General features: G+C 70.5%; 15 protein-coding genes. 4 read left to right on the top strand and 11 right to left on the bottom strand.

Annotated features, from left to right (window positions below; genetic code table 11):
- Positions 1–64: 64 nt before the first annotated feature.
- The gene (glgP, locus tag NVV32_RS02165; RefSeq protein ID WP_422391210.1) at positions 65–2,677 is read left to right on the top strand and encodes an alpha-glucan family phosphorylase; all 2,613 of its coding nucleotides are present in this window, start codon (positions 65–67) and stop codon (positions 2,675–2,677) included.
- 114 nt (positions 2,678–2,791) lie between these two features.
- On the opposite strand, the gene glgX is transcribed toward glgP, so the two are convergent.
- The 6 genes from glgX to NVV32_RS02135 all read right to left on the bottom strand — a co-directional run bounded on the left by glgX (position 2,792) and on the right by NVV32_RS02135 (position 9,458).
- Positions 2,792–4,963 carry a glycogen debranching protein GlgX gene (glgX, locus tag NVV32_RS02160; protein ID WP_422391209.1) on the bottom strand — a complete coding sequence of 724 codons (2,172 nt, stop codon included), beginning with the start codon at positions 4,961–4,963 and terminating at the stop codon, positions 2,792–2,794.
- Positions 4,964–4,973: 10 nt separating this feature from the next.
- Complete coding sequence (rlmB, locus tag NVV32_RS02155) at positions 4,974–5,957, bottom strand: 23S rRNA (guanosine(2251)-2'-O)-methyltransferase RlmB (RefSeq protein WP_055765130.1); 984 nt, start codon at positions 5,955–5,957, stop codon at positions 4,974–4,976.
- A gap of 144 nt (positions 5,958–6,101) precedes the next feature.
- A complete protein-coding gene (gene cysS / locus NVV32_RS02150) occupies positions 6,102–7,577 on the bottom strand; it encodes a cysteine--tRNA ligase (protein ID WP_422391208.1) in 1,476 nt (491 codons plus the stop codon).
- Positions 7,578–7,602: 25 nt separating this feature from the next.
- Positions 7,603–8,136, bottom strand: coding sequence for a 2-C-methyl-D-erythritol 2,4-cyclodiphosphate synthase (gene ispF / locus NVV32_RS02145; protein ID WP_422391207.1), 534 nt, complete (start codon positions 8,134–8,136; stop codon positions 7,603–7,605).
- Entirely contained in the window at positions 8,123–8,905 is a 783-nt protein-coding gene (gene ispD / locus NVV32_RS02140) for a 2-C-methyl-D-erythritol 4-phosphate cytidylyltransferase (protein WP_422391206.1), read from the bottom strand. Before ispD ends, ispF begins: the two co-directional genes overlap by 14 nt.
- Positions 8,906–8,975: 70 nt before the next feature.
- Positions 8,976–9,458, bottom strand: coding sequence for a CarD family transcriptional regulator (locus NVV32_RS02135; RefSeq protein ID WP_028280415.1), 483 nt, complete (start codon positions 9,456–9,458; stop codon positions 8,976–8,978).
- A gap of 281 nt (positions 9,459–9,739) precedes the next feature.
- Here NVV32_RS02135 and NVV32_RS02130 point away from each other — a divergent pair, with 281 nt between their 5' ends.
- Positions 9,740–10,246: a hypothetical protein gene (locus tag NVV32_RS02130; RefSeq protein WP_422391205.1), complete on the top strand. Its 507-nt coding sequence runs from the start codon at positions 9,740–9,742 to the stop codon at positions 10,244–10,246.
- Between the two features lie 71 nt (positions 10,247–10,317).
- On the opposite strand, the gene NVV32_RS02125 is transcribed toward NVV32_RS02130, so the two are convergent.
- Together NVV32_RS02125 and NVV32_RS02120 are read right to left on the bottom strand one after the other, a co-directional pair.
- Positions 10,318–10,998, bottom strand: coding sequence for a response regulator transcription factor (locus NVV32_RS02125; RefSeq protein WP_055765141.1), 681 nt, complete (start codon positions 10,996–10,998; stop codon positions 10,318–10,320).
- Entirely contained in the window at positions 10,995–12,248 is a 1,254-nt protein-coding gene (locus tag NVV32_RS02120; RefSeq protein ID WP_422391204.1) for a sensor histidine kinase, read from the bottom strand. The genes NVV32_RS02125 and NVV32_RS02120 overlap by 4 nt, the downstream gene beginning before the upstream one ends.
- A gap of 171 nt (positions 12,249–12,419) precedes the next feature.
- Between NVV32_RS02120 and phoU the strand changes: the two genes are divergently transcribed.
- A complete protein-coding gene (phoU, locus tag NVV32_RS02115; RefSeq protein ID WP_422391203.1) occupies positions 12,420–13,079 on the top strand; it encodes a phosphate signaling complex protein PhoU in 660 nt (219 codons plus the stop codon).
- A 93-nt stretch (positions 13,080–13,172) separates the two neighbouring features.
- Here phoU and NVV32_RS02110 read toward each other — a convergent pair whose 3' ends face one another.
- A complete protein-coding gene (locus NVV32_RS02110; protein WP_055765147.1) occupies positions 13,173–13,919 on the bottom strand; it encodes a phosphoglyceromutase in 747 nt (248 codons plus the stop codon).
- 89 nt (positions 13,920–14,008) lie between these two features.
- Between NVV32_RS02110 and NVV32_RS02105 the strand changes: the two genes are divergently transcribed.
- The gene (locus tag NVV32_RS02105) at positions 14,009–14,809 is read left to right on the top strand and encodes a class I SAM-dependent methyltransferase (protein ID WP_055765151.1); all 801 of its coding nucleotides are present in this window, start codon (positions 14,009–14,011) and stop codon (positions 14,807–14,809) included.
- A gap of 78 nt (positions 14,810–14,887) precedes the next feature.
- Here the strand turns inward: NVV32_RS02105 and NVV32_RS02100 are convergent, their stop codons facing one another.
- Both NVV32_RS02100 and NVV32_RS02095 read right to left on the bottom strand, forming a co-directional pair.
- Positions 14,888–15,217, bottom strand: a complete 330-nt coding sequence (locus NVV32_RS02100) for a DUF2516 family protein (protein ID WP_055765154.1) — start codon at positions 15,215–15,217, stop codon at positions 14,888–14,890.
- 226 nt (positions 15,218–15,443) lie between these two features.
- Positions 15,444–16,628 (bottom strand): trans-sulfuration enzyme family protein, encoded by a 1,185-nt coding sequence (locus NVV32_RS02095; protein WP_422391202.1) that lies wholly within the window; start codon positions 16,626–16,628, stop codon positions 15,444–15,446.
- Positions 16,629–16,683 lie beyond the last annotated feature (55 nt).

Here is a 16,683-nt window from a genome sequence, read left to right as displayed (position 1 = left end):
GTATGACGCAAGCGTTTACGCCCAACCCTCCCCACCGCTTGGCAAGTGCGCTAGCGTAACCGGGGTGAAGGCAATCCGCAGATTTACCGTCCGTACCGTCCTCCCCGAGAAGATCGCGCCGCTCGGCAAACTCGCCGGAAATCTGCGGTGGTCGTGGCACCTGCCGACCTCGCGGCTCTTCGAGGAGATCGACCCTGCAGCCTGGGCGGAGAGCGGCCACGATCCCGTTTCCTTCCTCGGTTCGGTCACCCGCGAGAAGCTCGAGCAGCTCGCCGGCGACGACGCCCTGGTGCAGCGGATCCAGGCGGTCGGCGCCGACCTCGAGAACTACCTGACCGAGCCGCGCTGGTACCAGTCCCTCGGCGACGACGCGCCCCGCAGCATCGCCTATTTCTCCCCGGAGTACGGGATCAGTGCCGTCCTCCCCCAGTACTCCGGCGGCCTCGGCATCCTCGCCGGTGACCATCTGAAGTCCGCGTCCGATCTCGGCGTCCCCCTGGTCGGGGTGGGGCTGCTCTACCAGGCCGGCTACTTCAAGCAGTCGCTCTCGCGTGACGCATGGCAGCAGGAGACCTACCCCGTGCTCGACCCGGACGGGCTCCCGCTGACCCTGCTCCGAGAGGAGGACGGTTCCGCGGCGACCGTCGTCCTGCCCCTGCCCAACGGACGCCAGCTCTCCGCGCACATCTGGCGCGCCGACGTCGGCCGCGTCCCCCTCCTCCTGCTCGACTCGAACGTCGCCGGGAACGACGAGGCCGCCCGGAACGTCACCGACCGCCTCTACGGCGGCGGCGGGGACCAGCGCCTGCAGCAGGAGCTGCTGCTCGGCATGGGCGGGGTGAAGGCCCTGCGCATCTTCCAGCGCCTGACCGGCATGCCCGCTCCCGAGGTCTTCCACACCAACGAGGGCCATGCCGGCTTCCTCGGCATCGAGCGCATCCGCGAACTGATGGACCCGGCCAACGAGTCCCCGATGAGCTGGGAGGAGGCCCTCACCGCGGGCCGTGCCTCGACCGTGTTCACGACGCACACCCCGGTCCCCGCCGGGATCGACCGCTTCGACCGCTCGCAGATCGAGCACTTCTTCCACGCCGGCCTGGCTCCTGCCGTCCCGACGGACCGGGTGCTCGCGCTCGGTGCGGAGAACTACGCCGACGGCGATCCCGCCAAGTTCAACATGGCCGTCATGGGGCTGCGCCTGGCCCAGCGGGCCAACGGTGTGGCGAAGCTGCACGGGGAGGTCTCGCGCGGCATGTTCTCGGGCCTGTGGCCGGGCTTCGACACCCGCGAGGTGCCCATCTCCTCCGTCACCAATGGCGTGCACGTGCCGAGCTGGGTCGACCCCGAGATCGCCGACTTCGCCCGCTCCACCTTCGGTGCCGAGTCGATCCTCGATCCGCAGTGGAACAAGGTGTACGACGTCCCGGACACCGACATCTGGGCGTTGCGCCGCAGTTTGCGCTCCAACCTGGTGGACGACGTCCGCCAGCGCCTGCGGTCCTCCTGGAAGAAGCGCGGGGCCGCCGATGCGGAGCTCACCTGGACCGACTCCGTCCTGGACCCCGACGTGCTGACCATCGGCTTCGCCCGGCGCGTGCCGACCTACAAGCGCCTCACGCTCATGCTGCGGAACCCGGCCCGGCTGAAGGCCCTGCTCCTGCACCCCGAGCACCCCATCCAGCTCGTGATCGCCGGCAAGTCGCATCCCGCCGACGAGCAGGGCAAGCGCATGATCCAGGACCTCGTCCGGTTCACCGACGATCCCGAGGTGCGCCACCGCATCGTCTTCCTGCCCAACTACGACATCGCGATGGCCCGGACCCTCTTCCCCGGCTGCGACGTCTGGCTGAACAACCCGCTGCGTCCGCTCGAGGCATGCGGCACCTCCGGCATGAAGGCCGCCATCAACGGTGGGCTGAACCTGTCCGTCCTCGACGGCTGGTGGGACGAGATGTACGACGGCGACAACGGCTGGGCCATCCCGACCGCCAACAACGGCGCCTCCGCGGACGAGCGCGACGACATCGAGGCCGCCGCCCTGTACGACCTCCTCGAGACCCAGGTGGGACCGCGCTTCTACTCGCTCGTCCCGGCCGAGGGAGCAGGAGCGGCAGGCCCGTCCGAGCCCTCCCGCGACGGCGTCCCGCACGCGTGGATCGCCATGATCAAGCACACCATGGCCACTCTCGGGCCGGCCGTGTCCGCGGAACGCATGCTGCAGGACTACGTGGAGAAGCTGTACCGGCCGGCCTGGCGGGCGGGCCAGGAAGCCGCCGCCGACCAGTTCTCGCTCGCCAAGCGGACCGCCGCCTGGCGCTCCCGCGTCCAGGGCAGCTGGCCCGCTGTGCAGGTGGAGCACGTCGATTCGACGGGCGTGTCCGAAGACCCGCAGATCGGCGATTCGCTCACCGTCAACGCGTACGTCTCGCTCGGTGGACTCGACCCCGACGACGTCGCGGTCGAGGTGGCCTACGGCCGCGCACTGGACAGCGACGAGCTGAGCGATGTCACGGTCGAGGACCTCGACGTCGCCGAGAACCTCGGCAGCGGACGCTACCTGTTCACGGGTGGGATCCGGATCGACCACTCCGGGTCCTTCGGCTACACCGTGCGGGTGCTGCCCAAGCACACGACCCTGGCCACGAAGGCGGAACTGGGGCTCGTCGTCAACGCCTGACCGGCGTCCTGCCGGCGGCCAGGAACGACGAAGCCCGGGACCTCTGGTCCCGGGCTTCGTCGTTTCCGGCAGCGTCGTCAGGTGTCCCGTCGCGTACCGACGCGTCCGGGCCGGTCAGCAGCGGTAGATGCGGACCGAATCGGCGGCGACGACATCGGCCTCGCCCGAGCGGAGACGGCCGTCGACACCGCCACCGACACCGCCACCGGTGCCACCGCCGGCCCCGGCACCGTGCACCCGCGGGTCATCGCCACCGGCGGAGTCGAAGGTACGGCTGAACCAGCGCGGCTGCTCCCCCTCCACACCCTGGCCCTGCAGGATCCAGGCCGACGGCAGGTGGATGCGCGCCGGCTCGAGCGACCCGTTGATGACCACCAGGCCGTTGATCGTGCCGCCCGTCGATCCGAGGAGGAGCTGCACGGTCCGGGTGGAGGGGTCGTTCCACTCGTGCGGCGTCATCGGCAGTCCGGCGGCGTTGAACCACAGCAGCGTCGACTGGTCGCCCCGGGACGGGAACGTCGGGGGCTGGCAGGCCAGGAAGTCCCGCCGGATGGCGAGCAGGGTCCGGGTGGCGTCCAGCATGCGGCGGGAGGCGGCGTCATCGGGCCAGTGCACCCATGCGAGCTCCGTGTCCTGGCAGTAGGCATTGTTGTTGCCGCCCTGTGTCCGTCCGAACTCGTCGCCGGCGGTGAGCATCGGCACCCCGAGGGAGATGAGCAGCGACGCCATGATGTTGCGGGCGCTGCGCTCACGGGCTGCGAGGATGCCCTCGTCCTCCGTGCGCCCCTCCGCACCGTGGTTGTAGCTGCGGTTGTCGTTGTGGCCGTCCCGGTTGCCCTCGCCGTTGGCTCCGTTGTGCTTGCGCTCGTAGGCCGTCAGGTCGGCGAGCGTGAAGCCGTCGTGCGCGGTAACGAAGTTCACGGAGGCGAGGGGACTCCTGCCGGACGCACCGAAGGTGTCGGCCGATCCGGCGAGGCACCCTGCGAGCCGTCCGGGTGAGGAGGCCGCCCCGCCACCCGTCAGGGATGCGATGTCCCGCAACCAGAAGTCGCGGACCGTGTCGCGGAAGCCGTCGTTCCAGTCCGCCCAGCCGACCGGGAAGCGCCCGGTCTGCCACCCGTCGGGACCGATGTCCCAGGGTTCGGTGATCAGTTTCGTCCCGCGCAGCACCGTCGACGCCCCGGCGGCGACGAGGAAGGGATGCCGCGGGGTGAAGGCGTTGCGCTCGTCCCGTGCGAGGGTGACCGCGAGGTCGAACCGGAAGCCGTCGATGCGGCACTCCTCCGCCCAGTACCGCAGGGAGTCGAGGGCGAACTCGACGACGCGCGGCTGGGAGAAGTCGAGGGTGTTCCCGCAGCCGGTGGTGTCCAGGTAGCGTCCGGCGTCGTCGTGCCGGTAGTAGTCGCGGTCCCCGAGGCCGCGCCAGCACAGGGCGGGCCGGTGCTGCTCACCCTCCGCGGTGTGGTTGTAGACGACGTCGAGGATGACCTCGAGGCCGCCCTCGTGGAGCGCCTTCACCATGCCCTTGAACTCGTCGAGCACGGCAGCGGGGCCGGCGGTCCGGGCCGCCGCCGTCGCGTAGTCGGTGTGCGCGGCGAAGAAACCCAGGGTGTTGTAGCCCCAGTAGTTGCTGAGGCCGAGCGGCTCGAGGTGCGGCTCGTCGATGTGGAAGTGCACCGGCAGGAGTTCGACGGCGGTGACCCCGAGCTCGCGCAGGTAGGTGACCATCGCCGGATGGGCCAGCCCGGCGTAGGTGCCGCGGAGTTCCTCGGGGACGTCGGGGTGCAGCTTCGTGAGGCCCTTGACGTGCGCCTCGTAGACGACGGTGTCCCGCCAGGCCGTGTTCGGGCGCTCGCTCGTACCCCAGTCGAACGCGTGCTCGAGGAACACCGAGTAGTAGGCACGCGAGTCGGCTTCCCCGGCCGCGTCGGTGCCGGGCGCCCCGACGGTGTCGATCGTCTCGATGGCCCGCCCGTAGGGATCGAGGAGCAGCTGCGCCTCGCCGATGGCGCCGGGCAGGTCCTCGCCCGTGGGCCAGAACGCGTACAGGGCACCCGGATCCACCGGCCCCACCACGCCGTGGTGCACGCCGCCGTCGAGCCCCACCAGCGTCTCGGACGTCCACGACCCGTCGCCACGGCGCCAGTGCACGTCCATGGACGGGATACCGGGGGCCCAGACGGCCGCGTTGGCGTGGGCATCACGCTGCTCCCCCCGCCTGATGGCGTGGAGCCCGAGGGGGAACTCGCGGGAGGCGCGCGGAAGCTGCTGTGCCGGCTGGATCATCGTCGGGCGATCAGGACGAACGCTGGCGTGACACCTCGTACAGCGTGATGCCCACCGCCATCGACGCGTTGAGCGACTCCATGGCGGAATCGATGGGGATGGAGACGATCTGGTCGCAGTTCTCGCGCACGAGGCGCGAGAGGCCCTTGCCCTCTGATCCGACGACGATGCAGATCGGGTCGCGGCCGAGGGACAGCTGGGGCAGGGACACGTCGCCGTCGCCGTCGAGACCCAGGACGAAGATGCCCTTGCCCTTCATGCTCTTCAGGGCGGCATTCAGGTTGCCGACGCGCGCGACCGGCACCCGTACCGCGGCCCCCGCACTCGTCTTCCACGCCGATGCGGTCACGCCGACCGAGCGGCGTTCGGGGACGATGACCCCGTGGCTGCTGAAGGCGGAGGCGGAACGGATGATCGCGCCGAGGTTGCGGGGATCGGTGATGCCGTCGAGGGCCACGAACAGCGGCGCGTTGCCGATGTGTCCGCGGCGGTACTTCTCGATGGTCTCGTCCACCAGGTCGAGGGCGTCGGCGTACTCGTAGGGCGGGATCTGCAGCATGAGGCCCTGGTGCACCGCGCCGTCGGTCATGCGGTCGAGCTCCGGCTTGCCGGTCTCCATCACGGGGATGCCCCGCTCGGCGGCCATCTTCAGCGAGTCCCGGACGCGGTCGTCCATCTCGATCCGGATGGCGACGTGGAGGGCCTTCGCGGGGATGCCGGCACGCAGCGCCTCGACCACCGAGTTGCGGCCGGTGACGGCTTCTTCGGCCGCCTTGCCCTTGGTCCGCCCGGTCCCGGCGCCCTTGCCGCCCGCGCGCTTGGCGGCGGACCGCTCGGCGAGCTCCTTGCTCTTGTAGGCCTTGTGGTACGGGCGGTCCTCCGCCTTCGGCGTGGGGCCCTTGCCCTCGAGGGACTTGCGCCCGTGTCCGCCGGTGCCGACGGAAGGGCCCTTTTTCGACTTGCGCACCGCGCCTGGACGTCCGTGACTGACCATGGAACAACACCTTTAAATAGAGGAAGAATCGCCTCCAGTTTACCGGGCGGCGGCGCCTTCCCTCTGCGCGCGGCCGGGCGGTGGACACGACTCCGGCGCGAGGCGCCCCGGAACGGCGGCCCCGGCTCCGCCGACGTCCTCCGGTCAGTCCTCCGGCCGGTCCTCCGCCAGGGACCAGCGCGCCCCGTCCGCCGTGTCCTCCAGGACGATCCCGGCGCCCGAGAGCGCCTCGCGGATGGCGTCCGCGCGCGCCCAGTCCCGCGCCGACCGGGCGTCGAGGCGTTCGGCGATGCGGTCCCCGACAAGCGCATCGAGGGCCTTCGTGAGCGCGGCGTCCGCCCCGCCCGCGCGGGCATCCCCGGCGTCGTCGAGCCCGAGCACCCCGGTCATGGCGACGACGGCGGAGAGGGCCGCCTCCACCGCGGCGTCATCACCCGAGGCCAGCGCGGTGTTACCGCCGCGCACGGTCGTGTGGAGGACGGCGAGGGCCTGCGGCACGTTGAGGTCGTCATCCATGGCGTCGGCGAAGGCCGCGGGCAGGTCCGCCGCCCGGACCTGCTGCACGGCGGGCGCGCCGACCCGGGCAGAGGCCTTGCCGATGAATCCGTCGATCCTGGCGACCGCCGCGGCAGCCTCCTGCAGCGACGTCTCGCGGTAGTCCAGCACGGAGCGGTAGTGCGCCTGCCCGAGGTAGTAGCGCACCACGCGGGGGCCAGCTGCGTCGATCATCTCCTGCGGACTCACGGTGTTGCCGAGGGACTTGGACATCTTCTCCCCCTCGAAGGTGACCATCCCGTTGTGCATCCAGAACCGGGCGAAGGCGTGCCCCGCGGCCTGCGACTGAGCCATCTCGTTCTCGTGGTGGGGGAAGCGGAGATCCAGTCCGCCGCCGTGGATGTCGAACTCCGTGCCGAGGTACTTCGTGACCATGCTGGAGCACTCGAGGTGCCAGCCGGGCCGCCCCACCCCCCACGGACTGGCCCAGGACGCCGTCACCGGATCCGACTCCTTGGCGCCCTTCCACAGCGCGAAGTCGCGAGGATCCCGCTTGCCGCGCGGATCGGCGTCGGGCGCGGCCTGCATCTCGTCGATGTCCTGGCGCGTGAGGCTGCCGTAGGCCGGCCAGGAGCGGACGTCGAAGTAGACGTCCCCCGATCCGTCCGGCGCCGGGTAGGCATGGCCGCGGTCGATCAGGAGCTGGATCAGCGCATGCATCTCGGGGATGTGGCCCGTGGCGCGCGGCTCGTAGGTCGGCGGCCGGACACCGAGTGCGGCGTAGGCACGCTGGAACTCCTGCTCGAAACGGTAGGCCAGGGCCCACCACGGCTCGTCCTGGACGACGGCCGGATCGGCATCGGCGGCGCCCTCGCGGAAGGAGTCCCGGGACTTGGCGAGGATCTTGTCGTCGATGTCCGTCACGTTCCGGACCACGGTGACGCGCAGGCCGCGGGCCTCGAGCCACCGGGTGAGCTGGTCGAAGGCGATCGCGGACCGCACGTGCCCCACGTGGGGCATGCCCTGCACGGTGGCGCCGCAGTAGTAGAGGCTCGCCCTGCCCGGTTCGAGGGGTTCGAAGGGACGCACCTCGGCGCGGGCGGTGTCATGGAATCGCAGGCTCACCGGTCCAGATTACCCGCCGGACCCCTCAGGCCCCCGCGGTGTCGCCGGGCACCCGGCCACCGGACCGCACGACGACGGCGGTCGCGATCGCGGCGATCCCCTCGCTCCGTCCGGTGAGGCCGAGCCCGTCGGTGGTGGTCGCCGAGATGCTGACCGACGCCTGCGCGGCGTCGGACATGGCCGCTTCCGCCTCGGCGCGGCGCGGCGCGAACTTCGGCCGGTTGCCGACGAGCTGGACGGCGATGTTGCCGATGTCGAAGCCCGCCGCCCGGACGATCCGCGCAGCCTCGGAAAGCAGCGCGTGCCCGGAAGCGTCGGCGTACTCGGGCCGGTCCGTGCCGAAGTGGCTTCCGAGGTCACCGACGCCGGCAGCCGAGAACAGGGCGTCCGCAGCCGCGTGCGCCACGACGTCCCCGTCGGAGTGGCCGCTCAGCCCCCGTTCGCCCTCCCAGAGGAGGCCGGCGACCCACAGCGGCGCCGGCGCGTCCTCGGGGGCGAACGCGTGGACATCCACGCCGATCCCGGTGCGGGGAAGGTGGAGGTGCTCACTCAGGTACATCGGTACTCCTGCCGGATGGGGAAGGGTCTGCTGCACCGCGGCCGTCACGCCTGAGCGCCAGGACGGCCTCGGCCACAGTGAGGTCCAGGGGGGTGGTCACCTTGAACGCGAGGGGGTCGCCGTCGACCACGCGGACCGGCACGCCGAGTGCCTCCATGAGCATGGCGTCGTCCGTGATGCCCGGATCCGCGGCGGCGGATCCGTTGTGCGCCGAGCGCAGGGAGGCTGCGGCGAAACCCTGCGGTGTCTGCACCGCGCGCAGGCCGGCGCGGTCGGGGGTGGACTCGACGACGTCCGCGCGGACGACCTTGATGGTGTCCGCCACCGGCACCACGGGGATCACTGCGGGGGCGCCCGCGCGGACCGCGGCCGCGACGCGCTGGAAGACCGCAGGAGGAGTGAGGGCGCGGGCGGCGTCGTGCACCAGCACGATCTCCGCCGCCGGCGGGAGTGCAGCCAGTCCCGCGCGGACGGAGGCGACCCGCGACGCGCCACCGGGGACCGAGGTGATCCAGCAGCCCCGTGGTGCGGCGCCGGCTGCTGCCTCCACGACGGCGGCCAGAACGGTGTCCCCGGGCGGCAGGACCACCACCACGGCGGCGGCCACGCCCGAGGCGGACACGGCGTCCAGCGCGTGCTCGAGCAGCGTGCGCCCACCGCACAGCACGCGGGCCTTGGGGATGCCGTGCCCGAGGCGCTGGCCGGTCCCAGCTGCGACGACGATCAGGCCGACGACGGGCGGGGCGGGCTGCTGCAGGTTCGGTGGCACTCCGTCACCCTATGACAGGGCAAAGAAAAAGAGGGACCCGGGGGTCCCTCTTCGACGATCAGTCCCGCTCCTAGGAGGCGAGGACCTCGTCGAGGACGCTGGCGGCCTTCTCTTCATCGGTCTTCTCCGCGAGTGCGAGCTCGGAGATGAGGATCTGCCGCGCTTTCGCGAGCATCCTCTTCTCACCGGCCGACAGTCCGCGGTCGTGGTCGCGACGCCAGAGGTCCCGGACTACTTCGGCGACCTTGATGACGTCGCCGGAGGCGAGCTTCTCGAGGTTCGCCTTGTACCGGCGCGACCAGTTGGTCGGCTCTTCCGTGAATTCGGCCCGCAGGACATCGAACACATGCTCGAGGCCTTCCTTGCCCACCACGTCGCGGACCCCTACGAGGTCGACGTTCTCTGCTGGTACTTCTATGGTCAGATCACCCTGTGCCACCTTGAGCTTGAGATACATCTTCTCTTCGCCCTTGATGACGCGCATCTTGATCTCCTCGATCTTCGCTGCGCCGTGGTGAGGGTAAACAACTGTTTCGCCAACCTCAAAAACCATGTGGACTTTCCCCTTTCCCGCCAGTCAGTTTATCACGGCAACGACACGCCGATGGCGCGTTTTCGCAGGTCAGACGGCTTGAACAGGGCGAATTGACTATCATTCGCCTCTTGACGGAAGGGGCTTTTGGTGCTGCTGCAGCATTCGGGCGGCCGCAACGGACACCACGGTTGATGCTCGTAGCCGATAGTCTGTCCTGTAGGTCCGCATCGGATTCCGTCCCTGTCCCACCTGTTGAGCCCCCAGGAGTTTGTGCCGTGAAGAGTGCACCGAAGAACCGAGTGCAGCGGTCAGTCGCTGCCGGCGCCGTGTTGCTGATGCTGGGGGTCTCCGGCTGCAGCTTCACCGCTGAGCAGTCGACGACGACGCAGTACGCCGCATCGGACGGCATCGTGAAGGATCTCGGGCCCGTGCTCATGCGCAACATCCTGATCGTCGGCCGCGATGACGAGACGGCGGGCCGCCTCGTGGGCACGATCTTCAATTCGGGCGACGACCCCGTGAACCTCTCGATCAGCGCCGGCGGTGCCTCCACGAGCTTCACGATCGAGGGCCAGGGCCAGATCAAGCTCGAGGACGAGACCTCGGACGACGCCTCGCTCGAGGGTGTCGACGACATCCCGGGCTCCCTCGTCGACGTCGACTTCGAGGTGAACGGCGACCAGGCGACGTTCGAGGTGCCCGTGCTCGACGGGACGCTCGAGGAGTACCGCGAGTTCGTCCCCGGCGGCTACACGCCGCGCCCGAGCGAGCCTGCGGCCACCGAGGAAGCGTCCGAAGGCGAGTAGGCGGATCCTGCCGACGACACTGCTGCCCGCCTCCGGACCATCGGAGGCGGGCAGTTCTGCGTCGTGCCCCCTCAGGGCTCGTACTTGTACCCGAGTCCCCTGACGGTGATCAGGTAGCGCGGATTCGAGGGGTCGGGCTCCACCTTCCCGCGCAGGCGCTTCACGTGCACGTCGAGCGTCTTCGTGTCCCCGACGTAGTCGGAACCCCACACGCGATCGATCAGCTGGCCACGGGTGAGCACCCGGCCGGAGTTGCGCAGCAGCATCTCGAGGAGCTCGAACTCCTTGAGCGGCAGCGCCACCTGCTCGCCGTCGACGCTCACCACGTGCCGTTCGATGTCCATCCGGACGGGGCCCGCCTGGATGGTGTTCGAGATCAGTTCCTCGGGCTCACCCTGCCGCCGCAGGACCGCACGGATGCGGGCGACCAGCTCGCGGGACGAGTAGGGCTTGGTGACGTAGTCATCGGCACCGAGCTCCAGGCCCACCACCTTGTCGATCTCGGCGTCCTTGGCGGTCAGCATGATGACCGGGACGCTCGAACGCTGGCGCAGCTGGCGGCAGACCTCCGTCCCGGACAGCCCCGGCAGCTGGAGGTCCAGCAGCACGAGGTCGGCACCGGAGCGGTCGAACTCCGTGATGGCGTCGAGGCCGTTGTCCACGACCGACACCTCGAAGCCCTCCTTGCCCAGGAGGTAGGACAGCGGGTCGCTGAAGGACTCCTCGTCCTCGACGATCAGAATGCGGCTCAAGCCTTGACTCCCTGCTCATGGGCAGCAGCGCTGCCCCTCTTGCCCGACGTCGTGTCGGAAATCTGGACGCCCGGGGCATCGGTGCCCGACGTCGTCCCGTGGCCGGGTGCACCGCCGTCCTCCGGGTTGACCTCCATCTCGGGCAGCCGGACCGTGAACGTGCTGCCCTGACCGGCCTGGGACCACACGGTGACCTCTCCGCCATGATTCGCGACCACGTGCTTCACGATGCTGAGGCCGAGGCCGGTCCCTCCGGTCTGGCGGGACCGCGCGGCGTCGATGCGGTAGAAACGCTCGAAGATGCGCTCCTGCTCCTCGGGCGTGATGCCCGTGCCCTGGTCCGTGACCGAGACCTGCACCAGTCCGTCGCGCGACCGCACGCCCACGCCGACCCGCGTGCCCTCGGGCGAGTAGCGGATGGCGTTGTCGATCAGGTTGCGGAACGCCGTCATCAGCAGGTCGCGGTCGCCGTACACGGGCGCCTGGACGGTCCCGCCGACGACGATGTCGATCTGCTTGCTCTCCGCGGGCAGCTTGTTGCGGTCCACCGCCTCGGCGATCACCGCGTTGACGTCCACGGGCTTGCCGCGGCGGACGACGTCGGCGCCCTGCAGACGGGAGAGTTCGATGATGTCCTGGACGAGCGCCGAGAGCCGGCCGGACTCCTTGTGCATGCGCTGCGCGAACCGGCGCACGGCGACCTCGTCCTCGGCGGCGTCGTCGATCGCCTCGGCGAGCAGCGAGATGGCACCGACGGGGGTCTTCAGTTCGTGGGAGACGTTCGCGACGAAGTCGTTGCGGATCTCCTCGCTGCGGGTGATCTCCGTCCGGTCATCGGCGAGGATCAGGATGTACTCCGCGCCGAGGGCCGCGACGCGCACCTGGACCACGATGGTCCCCTGCCCCAGCGGACCCCGCGGGAGCTCGAGCTGCTCCTGCTCGATCACGCCGTCGCGCCGCACCCTGGAGGTGAGGTCCAGCAGCTCCGAGTGCACCACGGTGTGCCCGCGGACCAGGCCGAAGGCGTAGGCTGCGGGGCTGGCCCGGACGACGCCGTCGATCGCGTCCACGATGACATAGGCGCGGCCGATGATGGAGAGGACCTCGGCGGCGCCGTCGGGCAGCGAGGGCTCGTCCTCGTAGAGCAGCCTGAGCCGCTGGGCCTCGCTCGCACGGAAGGCCGCCATGCCGCTCACACCGAGGGCTAGGCCGACCAGCCCGGCCACGAGCGTCAGGAGAAGGGGGTCCACGGACACAGCTTATGCCGTTCACTTTCCGGGCCGGCCTCATCCGGTGGCAATGGCTGAGGGGTTCAACTAACGTTCACACAATGCGGGGAAACAGTTCACCGACGGCTGGAAGGCTCGGCGGCAGAACTGTGGATACGGTTGCAGTGCAAACTTCCAGGGAGGGACCCCTACGTGCGTAAGGTTTTTCAGGCCGAGCTCCACCAGATCGGCGAGGAGCTGATCGAGATCTCGCAACTGGTGTCCGAGGCCATCCGGAAGGCCAACAGCGCTTTCCAGGGAGCGGACACCGAACTGGCTCAGGAGGTCATCGCGGCGGACGCGCGGATCGACTTCCTGCAGAACGATCTCGACGAGCGCGCGATCGACATCCTGGCCCTGCAGGGCCCCGTGGCCTCCGATCTCCGCATGATCGTGGGAGCCCTGCGCATGAGCGCCTCCCTTGAGCGCATGGGTGACCTCGCCCGCCATGTGGCGCAGCTCGCCCGCCTGCGCTTCCCCGCGAACGTCATCCCCGAGAGCATCCGCGCCACCTTCGACGAGCTCGCCGACCTCGACGTGCAGATCGCGGACAAGGTGACCGAGCTGCTCGAGACGCGGAACCTGGAGCTGAGCAACGAGATCAACGCGGCCAACGCGCGCGTCAACGAGCTGCACGCGAGCGTCTTCCGCGCCGTGGCTGCCGAGGACTGGGCCGAGACCGCACCCACCACCGTGGACGTCACCCTCGCCAGCCGCTACTACGAGCGCTTCGCCGACCACGGTGTCTCCGTGGCGCGGAAGGTCACCTACCTGGTCACCGGCGAATGGCAGCCGAGCGCTCCGCTGACCTGATCCGCATCCGGCAGGACAGGACGACGGCGGCCCCCGCAGGGACCGCCGTCGTTCTGGTTCTGCGACGACCGGTGGGAGTCGCGCTCCCCGCGGCTAGTGCTTGCCCTGGTTCGCGACGGCCTCGATGGCGGCAGCAGCCGCATCGGCGTCGAGGTAGGTGCCACCGGCCTTGACGGGCGTGAGGTCCTCGTCCAGCTCGTACACCAGCGGGATCCCCGTAGGGATGTTGAGTGCTGCGATGTCCTTGTCACTGATGCCGTCGAGGTGCTTCACGAGGGCGCGCAGCGAGTTGCCGTGCGCCGCGATGAGGACGGTCTTCCCGGCCCGGATGTCGACGGTGATGTCGGACTCCCAGTACGGCAGGAAGCGGTCGAGGACGTCCTTCAGGCATTCGGTGCGGGGGACGTCGTCGCCGAGGTCCGCGTAGCGGGGATCGCCGACCTGCGAGTACTCGCTGGAGTCCTCGAGCGCGGGCGGCGGGGTGTCGTAGGACCGACGCCACTCCATGAACTGCTCCTCACCGAATTCGGCGAGCGTCTGGGCCTTGTCCTTGCCCTGCAGTGCACCGTAGTGGCGCTCGTTCAGGCGCCAGTTCCGCTTGACGTCGATCCAGCTGCGGTCCGCGGCCTCGAGCGCGAGGTTGGCGGTGATGATGGCGCGCTTCTGCCGGGACGTGTAGACGACGTCCGGGAGGATACCGGCCTCGGTCAGCAGGTGGCCACCGCGGGTGGCCTCCTCGCGTCCCTTCTCCGTGAGGGCGACGTCCACCCACCCGGTGAAGAGGTTCTTCTCGTTCCATTCGCTCTGCCCGTGGCGCAGCAGGATCAGTGTGTAGGTCATGTCTCCTAGTCTGCCGTATCCACGTCAGCCGGGTCATGCCGGGAGCGGCCTGTTCCGCGAGTGTTGAGGCCGTGGCCTAGCCTTGACGGGTGCCACCGAGACGACCGCCGACCAGACCCCTCGGGACCATCACGCGCGGCACCACCAACCCGAACCGCCTGCGCCGGGTGGACCGCTGGCTCGCCGGCCCGCAGTCCTCCCGCCTGCGCCGGGCCGCTGATCCGCTCGTCGTCGACCTCGGCTACGGGGCTGCTCCCGTGACGGCCGTCGAGCTCTTCGCACGCCTGCGGGCGGTGCGCGACGACGTCGAGGTGATGGGCGTCGAGATCGACCCGGCGCGGGTGGCGGCGGCGGAACCGCTCGCGCGGCCGGGACTCAGCTTCCGGCAGGGCGGCTTCGAGCTTCCCCTCGACGGACGCCGACCCGTGGTTGTGCGGGCCTTCAACGTGCTGCGCCAGTACGGGGAGGACGAGTACGCCGCCTACTGGGACGAGGTGCGGGGCCGGCTCGCGCCGGGAGGACTTCTCGTCGACGGGACGTGCGACGAGATCGGCCGGCGCGCCACCTGGGCTGCGGTCGAGGCCGACGGGCCGAGCACGCTGAGCATCTCGCTCAGGTTCGGCGCCTTCACCCTGCCCTCGGACGTCGCCGAGCGCCTCCCGAAGGCACTGATCCACCGGAACGTCGAGGGCGAGCGGGTGCACGCCTACCTGCGGGCGCTCGACAAGGCGTGGCTCGACGCGGCGGCGCTCGCGTCCTTCGGCCAGGCGCAGCGATGGCGGTCCATGTGCGCGTCCCTGAGGAGCGCGGGCTGGCCGCTGGTGGACGGTCCGGCGCGCTGGCGCCTGGGCGAGGTCACCGTGGCGTGGGACGCCGTCAAGCCCGGCTGAGACGGACGGTGGACCGGGCCCGCCCTCCGCGTTCGGCCTTTCGGCCGGGAGACGCGATCGATCAGGGGAAGCTGTTCCCTACCAGGGGCCGTAGGGGCCGGAGTTGCCGCCGCGTCCGGAGGTCTGGCTGACAGCGGGCTTCACGTCCGCCAGGTACACGCACGCCGCGATGATCGCGACCAGCTGGAAGAGGTTGAAGCCCCCACGGCCGCCCAGGGCGGAGAGGAGGCCGACCACGACGGCGCCACCGGTGAGCGCGAGCCAGAAGCCCTTGGTGCGCTTGAAGGCGGCCTCGAAGGCCGTGCCGGGACGACGCACGCAGTCGGAGAGGGCCCACACCTCGATGCCCAGGGCGACGAAGCCGAGCGCGAGGTACAGGAAGTACTGGGTCTGGAGTACGAGGTCCACGCCCTCAGCTTAGCGGGCCGCCCCGTCCGTGGCGCACCGGCGACACCGACAGACACCGACAGGCACCGACCGACACCGGCGCGTGCTGCGGATCAGACGACGGCGGACACCGGCGGACACCGGCGGACACCGGCGGACACCGGCGGACACCGGCGGACACCGGCAGACACCGGCAGACACCGACAGACACCGGCGCGTGCTGCGGACCCGACGACGGCTGGTCCGGTCAGAGGCCGCCGTCACGCCCGCCCGTGGCCCGGCGGAGTGCCTGCTCGAGGTCGACCCACAGGTCCTCGGGGTTCTCGATGCCGACGGACAGCCGGACGAGGGCCTCGGGCACGGTCGCCGGCTCGGCGGGCTGGCGACGGCGGCGCTCCACGAGGGACTCCACGCCACCGAGGGAGGTCGCCGGGAGCCAGAGCCGCACCGCCTCCACCACGGCGTCCGCGGTGGCGACGTCGTCGAGCTCGATGCTGACGATCCCGCCGAAGCCGTTGAACTGGGCGGCGGCGCGCTCGTGTCCGGGATCCGAGGCGAGACCGGGATAGCGCACCCGGCGGACGGCCGGGTGGTCGGCGAGGTGCAGCGCGAGGAAGGCCGCCGTCGACTGGCTCCGCTCCATGCGCAGGGCGAGCGTCCGGAGTCCGCGGAGGGCCAGCCAGACCTCGAACGGCCCGGCGATCGCCCCGTGGAGGGTGCGGTGCGCCAGCAACCTCCCGCGCAGCGCCGCGTCGGACGTGGCGAGCGCCCCGAGGACGACGTCGGAGTGGCCCGCCAGCCACTTGGTCACCGAGTGCAGGACGACGTCGACCCCCGCTTCCAGCGGCCGGTGCACCATGGGCGTGTTGAAGGTGTTGTCCGCGACGACGAGGGCGCCGTGGGCGTGTGCCGCGTCCGTCAGGACGGCCAGCTCCGCGACCTCGAGCATGGGGTTGGTGGGACTCTCGAGCCAGAGCATCACCTGGCCTGCTTCGAAGCGGTGCGCGAGCGCGTCGAGCGTACCGAGCACCGCGTCCGTGTCCGCGATGTCCACGGCCAGCAACTCGAAGCGGCCCTGTGCCGCGAGGTCGCCGGCGAGGCTGATGGAGCCGGCGTAGGCGTGCCGCGGCATGACCACAGCTCCTCCGGTCGGCACGAGGGAGAGGGCTGCGGCAGCTGCGCCCAGTCCGGAGCCGAAGACGAGGGCCGGCAGGTCGGCTCCCTCGAGCGCCCCCAGGGCCTCCTCGAACGGATCCCAGGTGGGGTTGGAGCCCCGCGCGTAGATGCGGTCGCCGGGTTGCGGCGCCCGGGTCTCGTGGTAGGTCGTGGAGAGGACGATCGGCACGTTGACGGGTGCGTCGTGCTCCCGCGGCGGTCGTCCCGCCGCGACGGTCAGGGTGTCCGGGGCGAGGTCGGGGTGGTCGGTGGCCATGGACCCGAGCCTAGCGCCGCTCCGGTTCACCCCGGCACGCGTGACCCCGCCCGAA

The sequence above is a fragment of the Arthrobacter sp. N1 genome (assembly GCF_048288285.1).
Taxonomy (GTDB): Bacteria; Actinomycetota; Actinomycetes; order Actinomycetales; family Micrococcaceae; genus Arthrobacter_D.
Note: the sequence above shows the minus strand (reverse complement) of the source record. Positions and strands in the feature narration are given on the sequence as shown.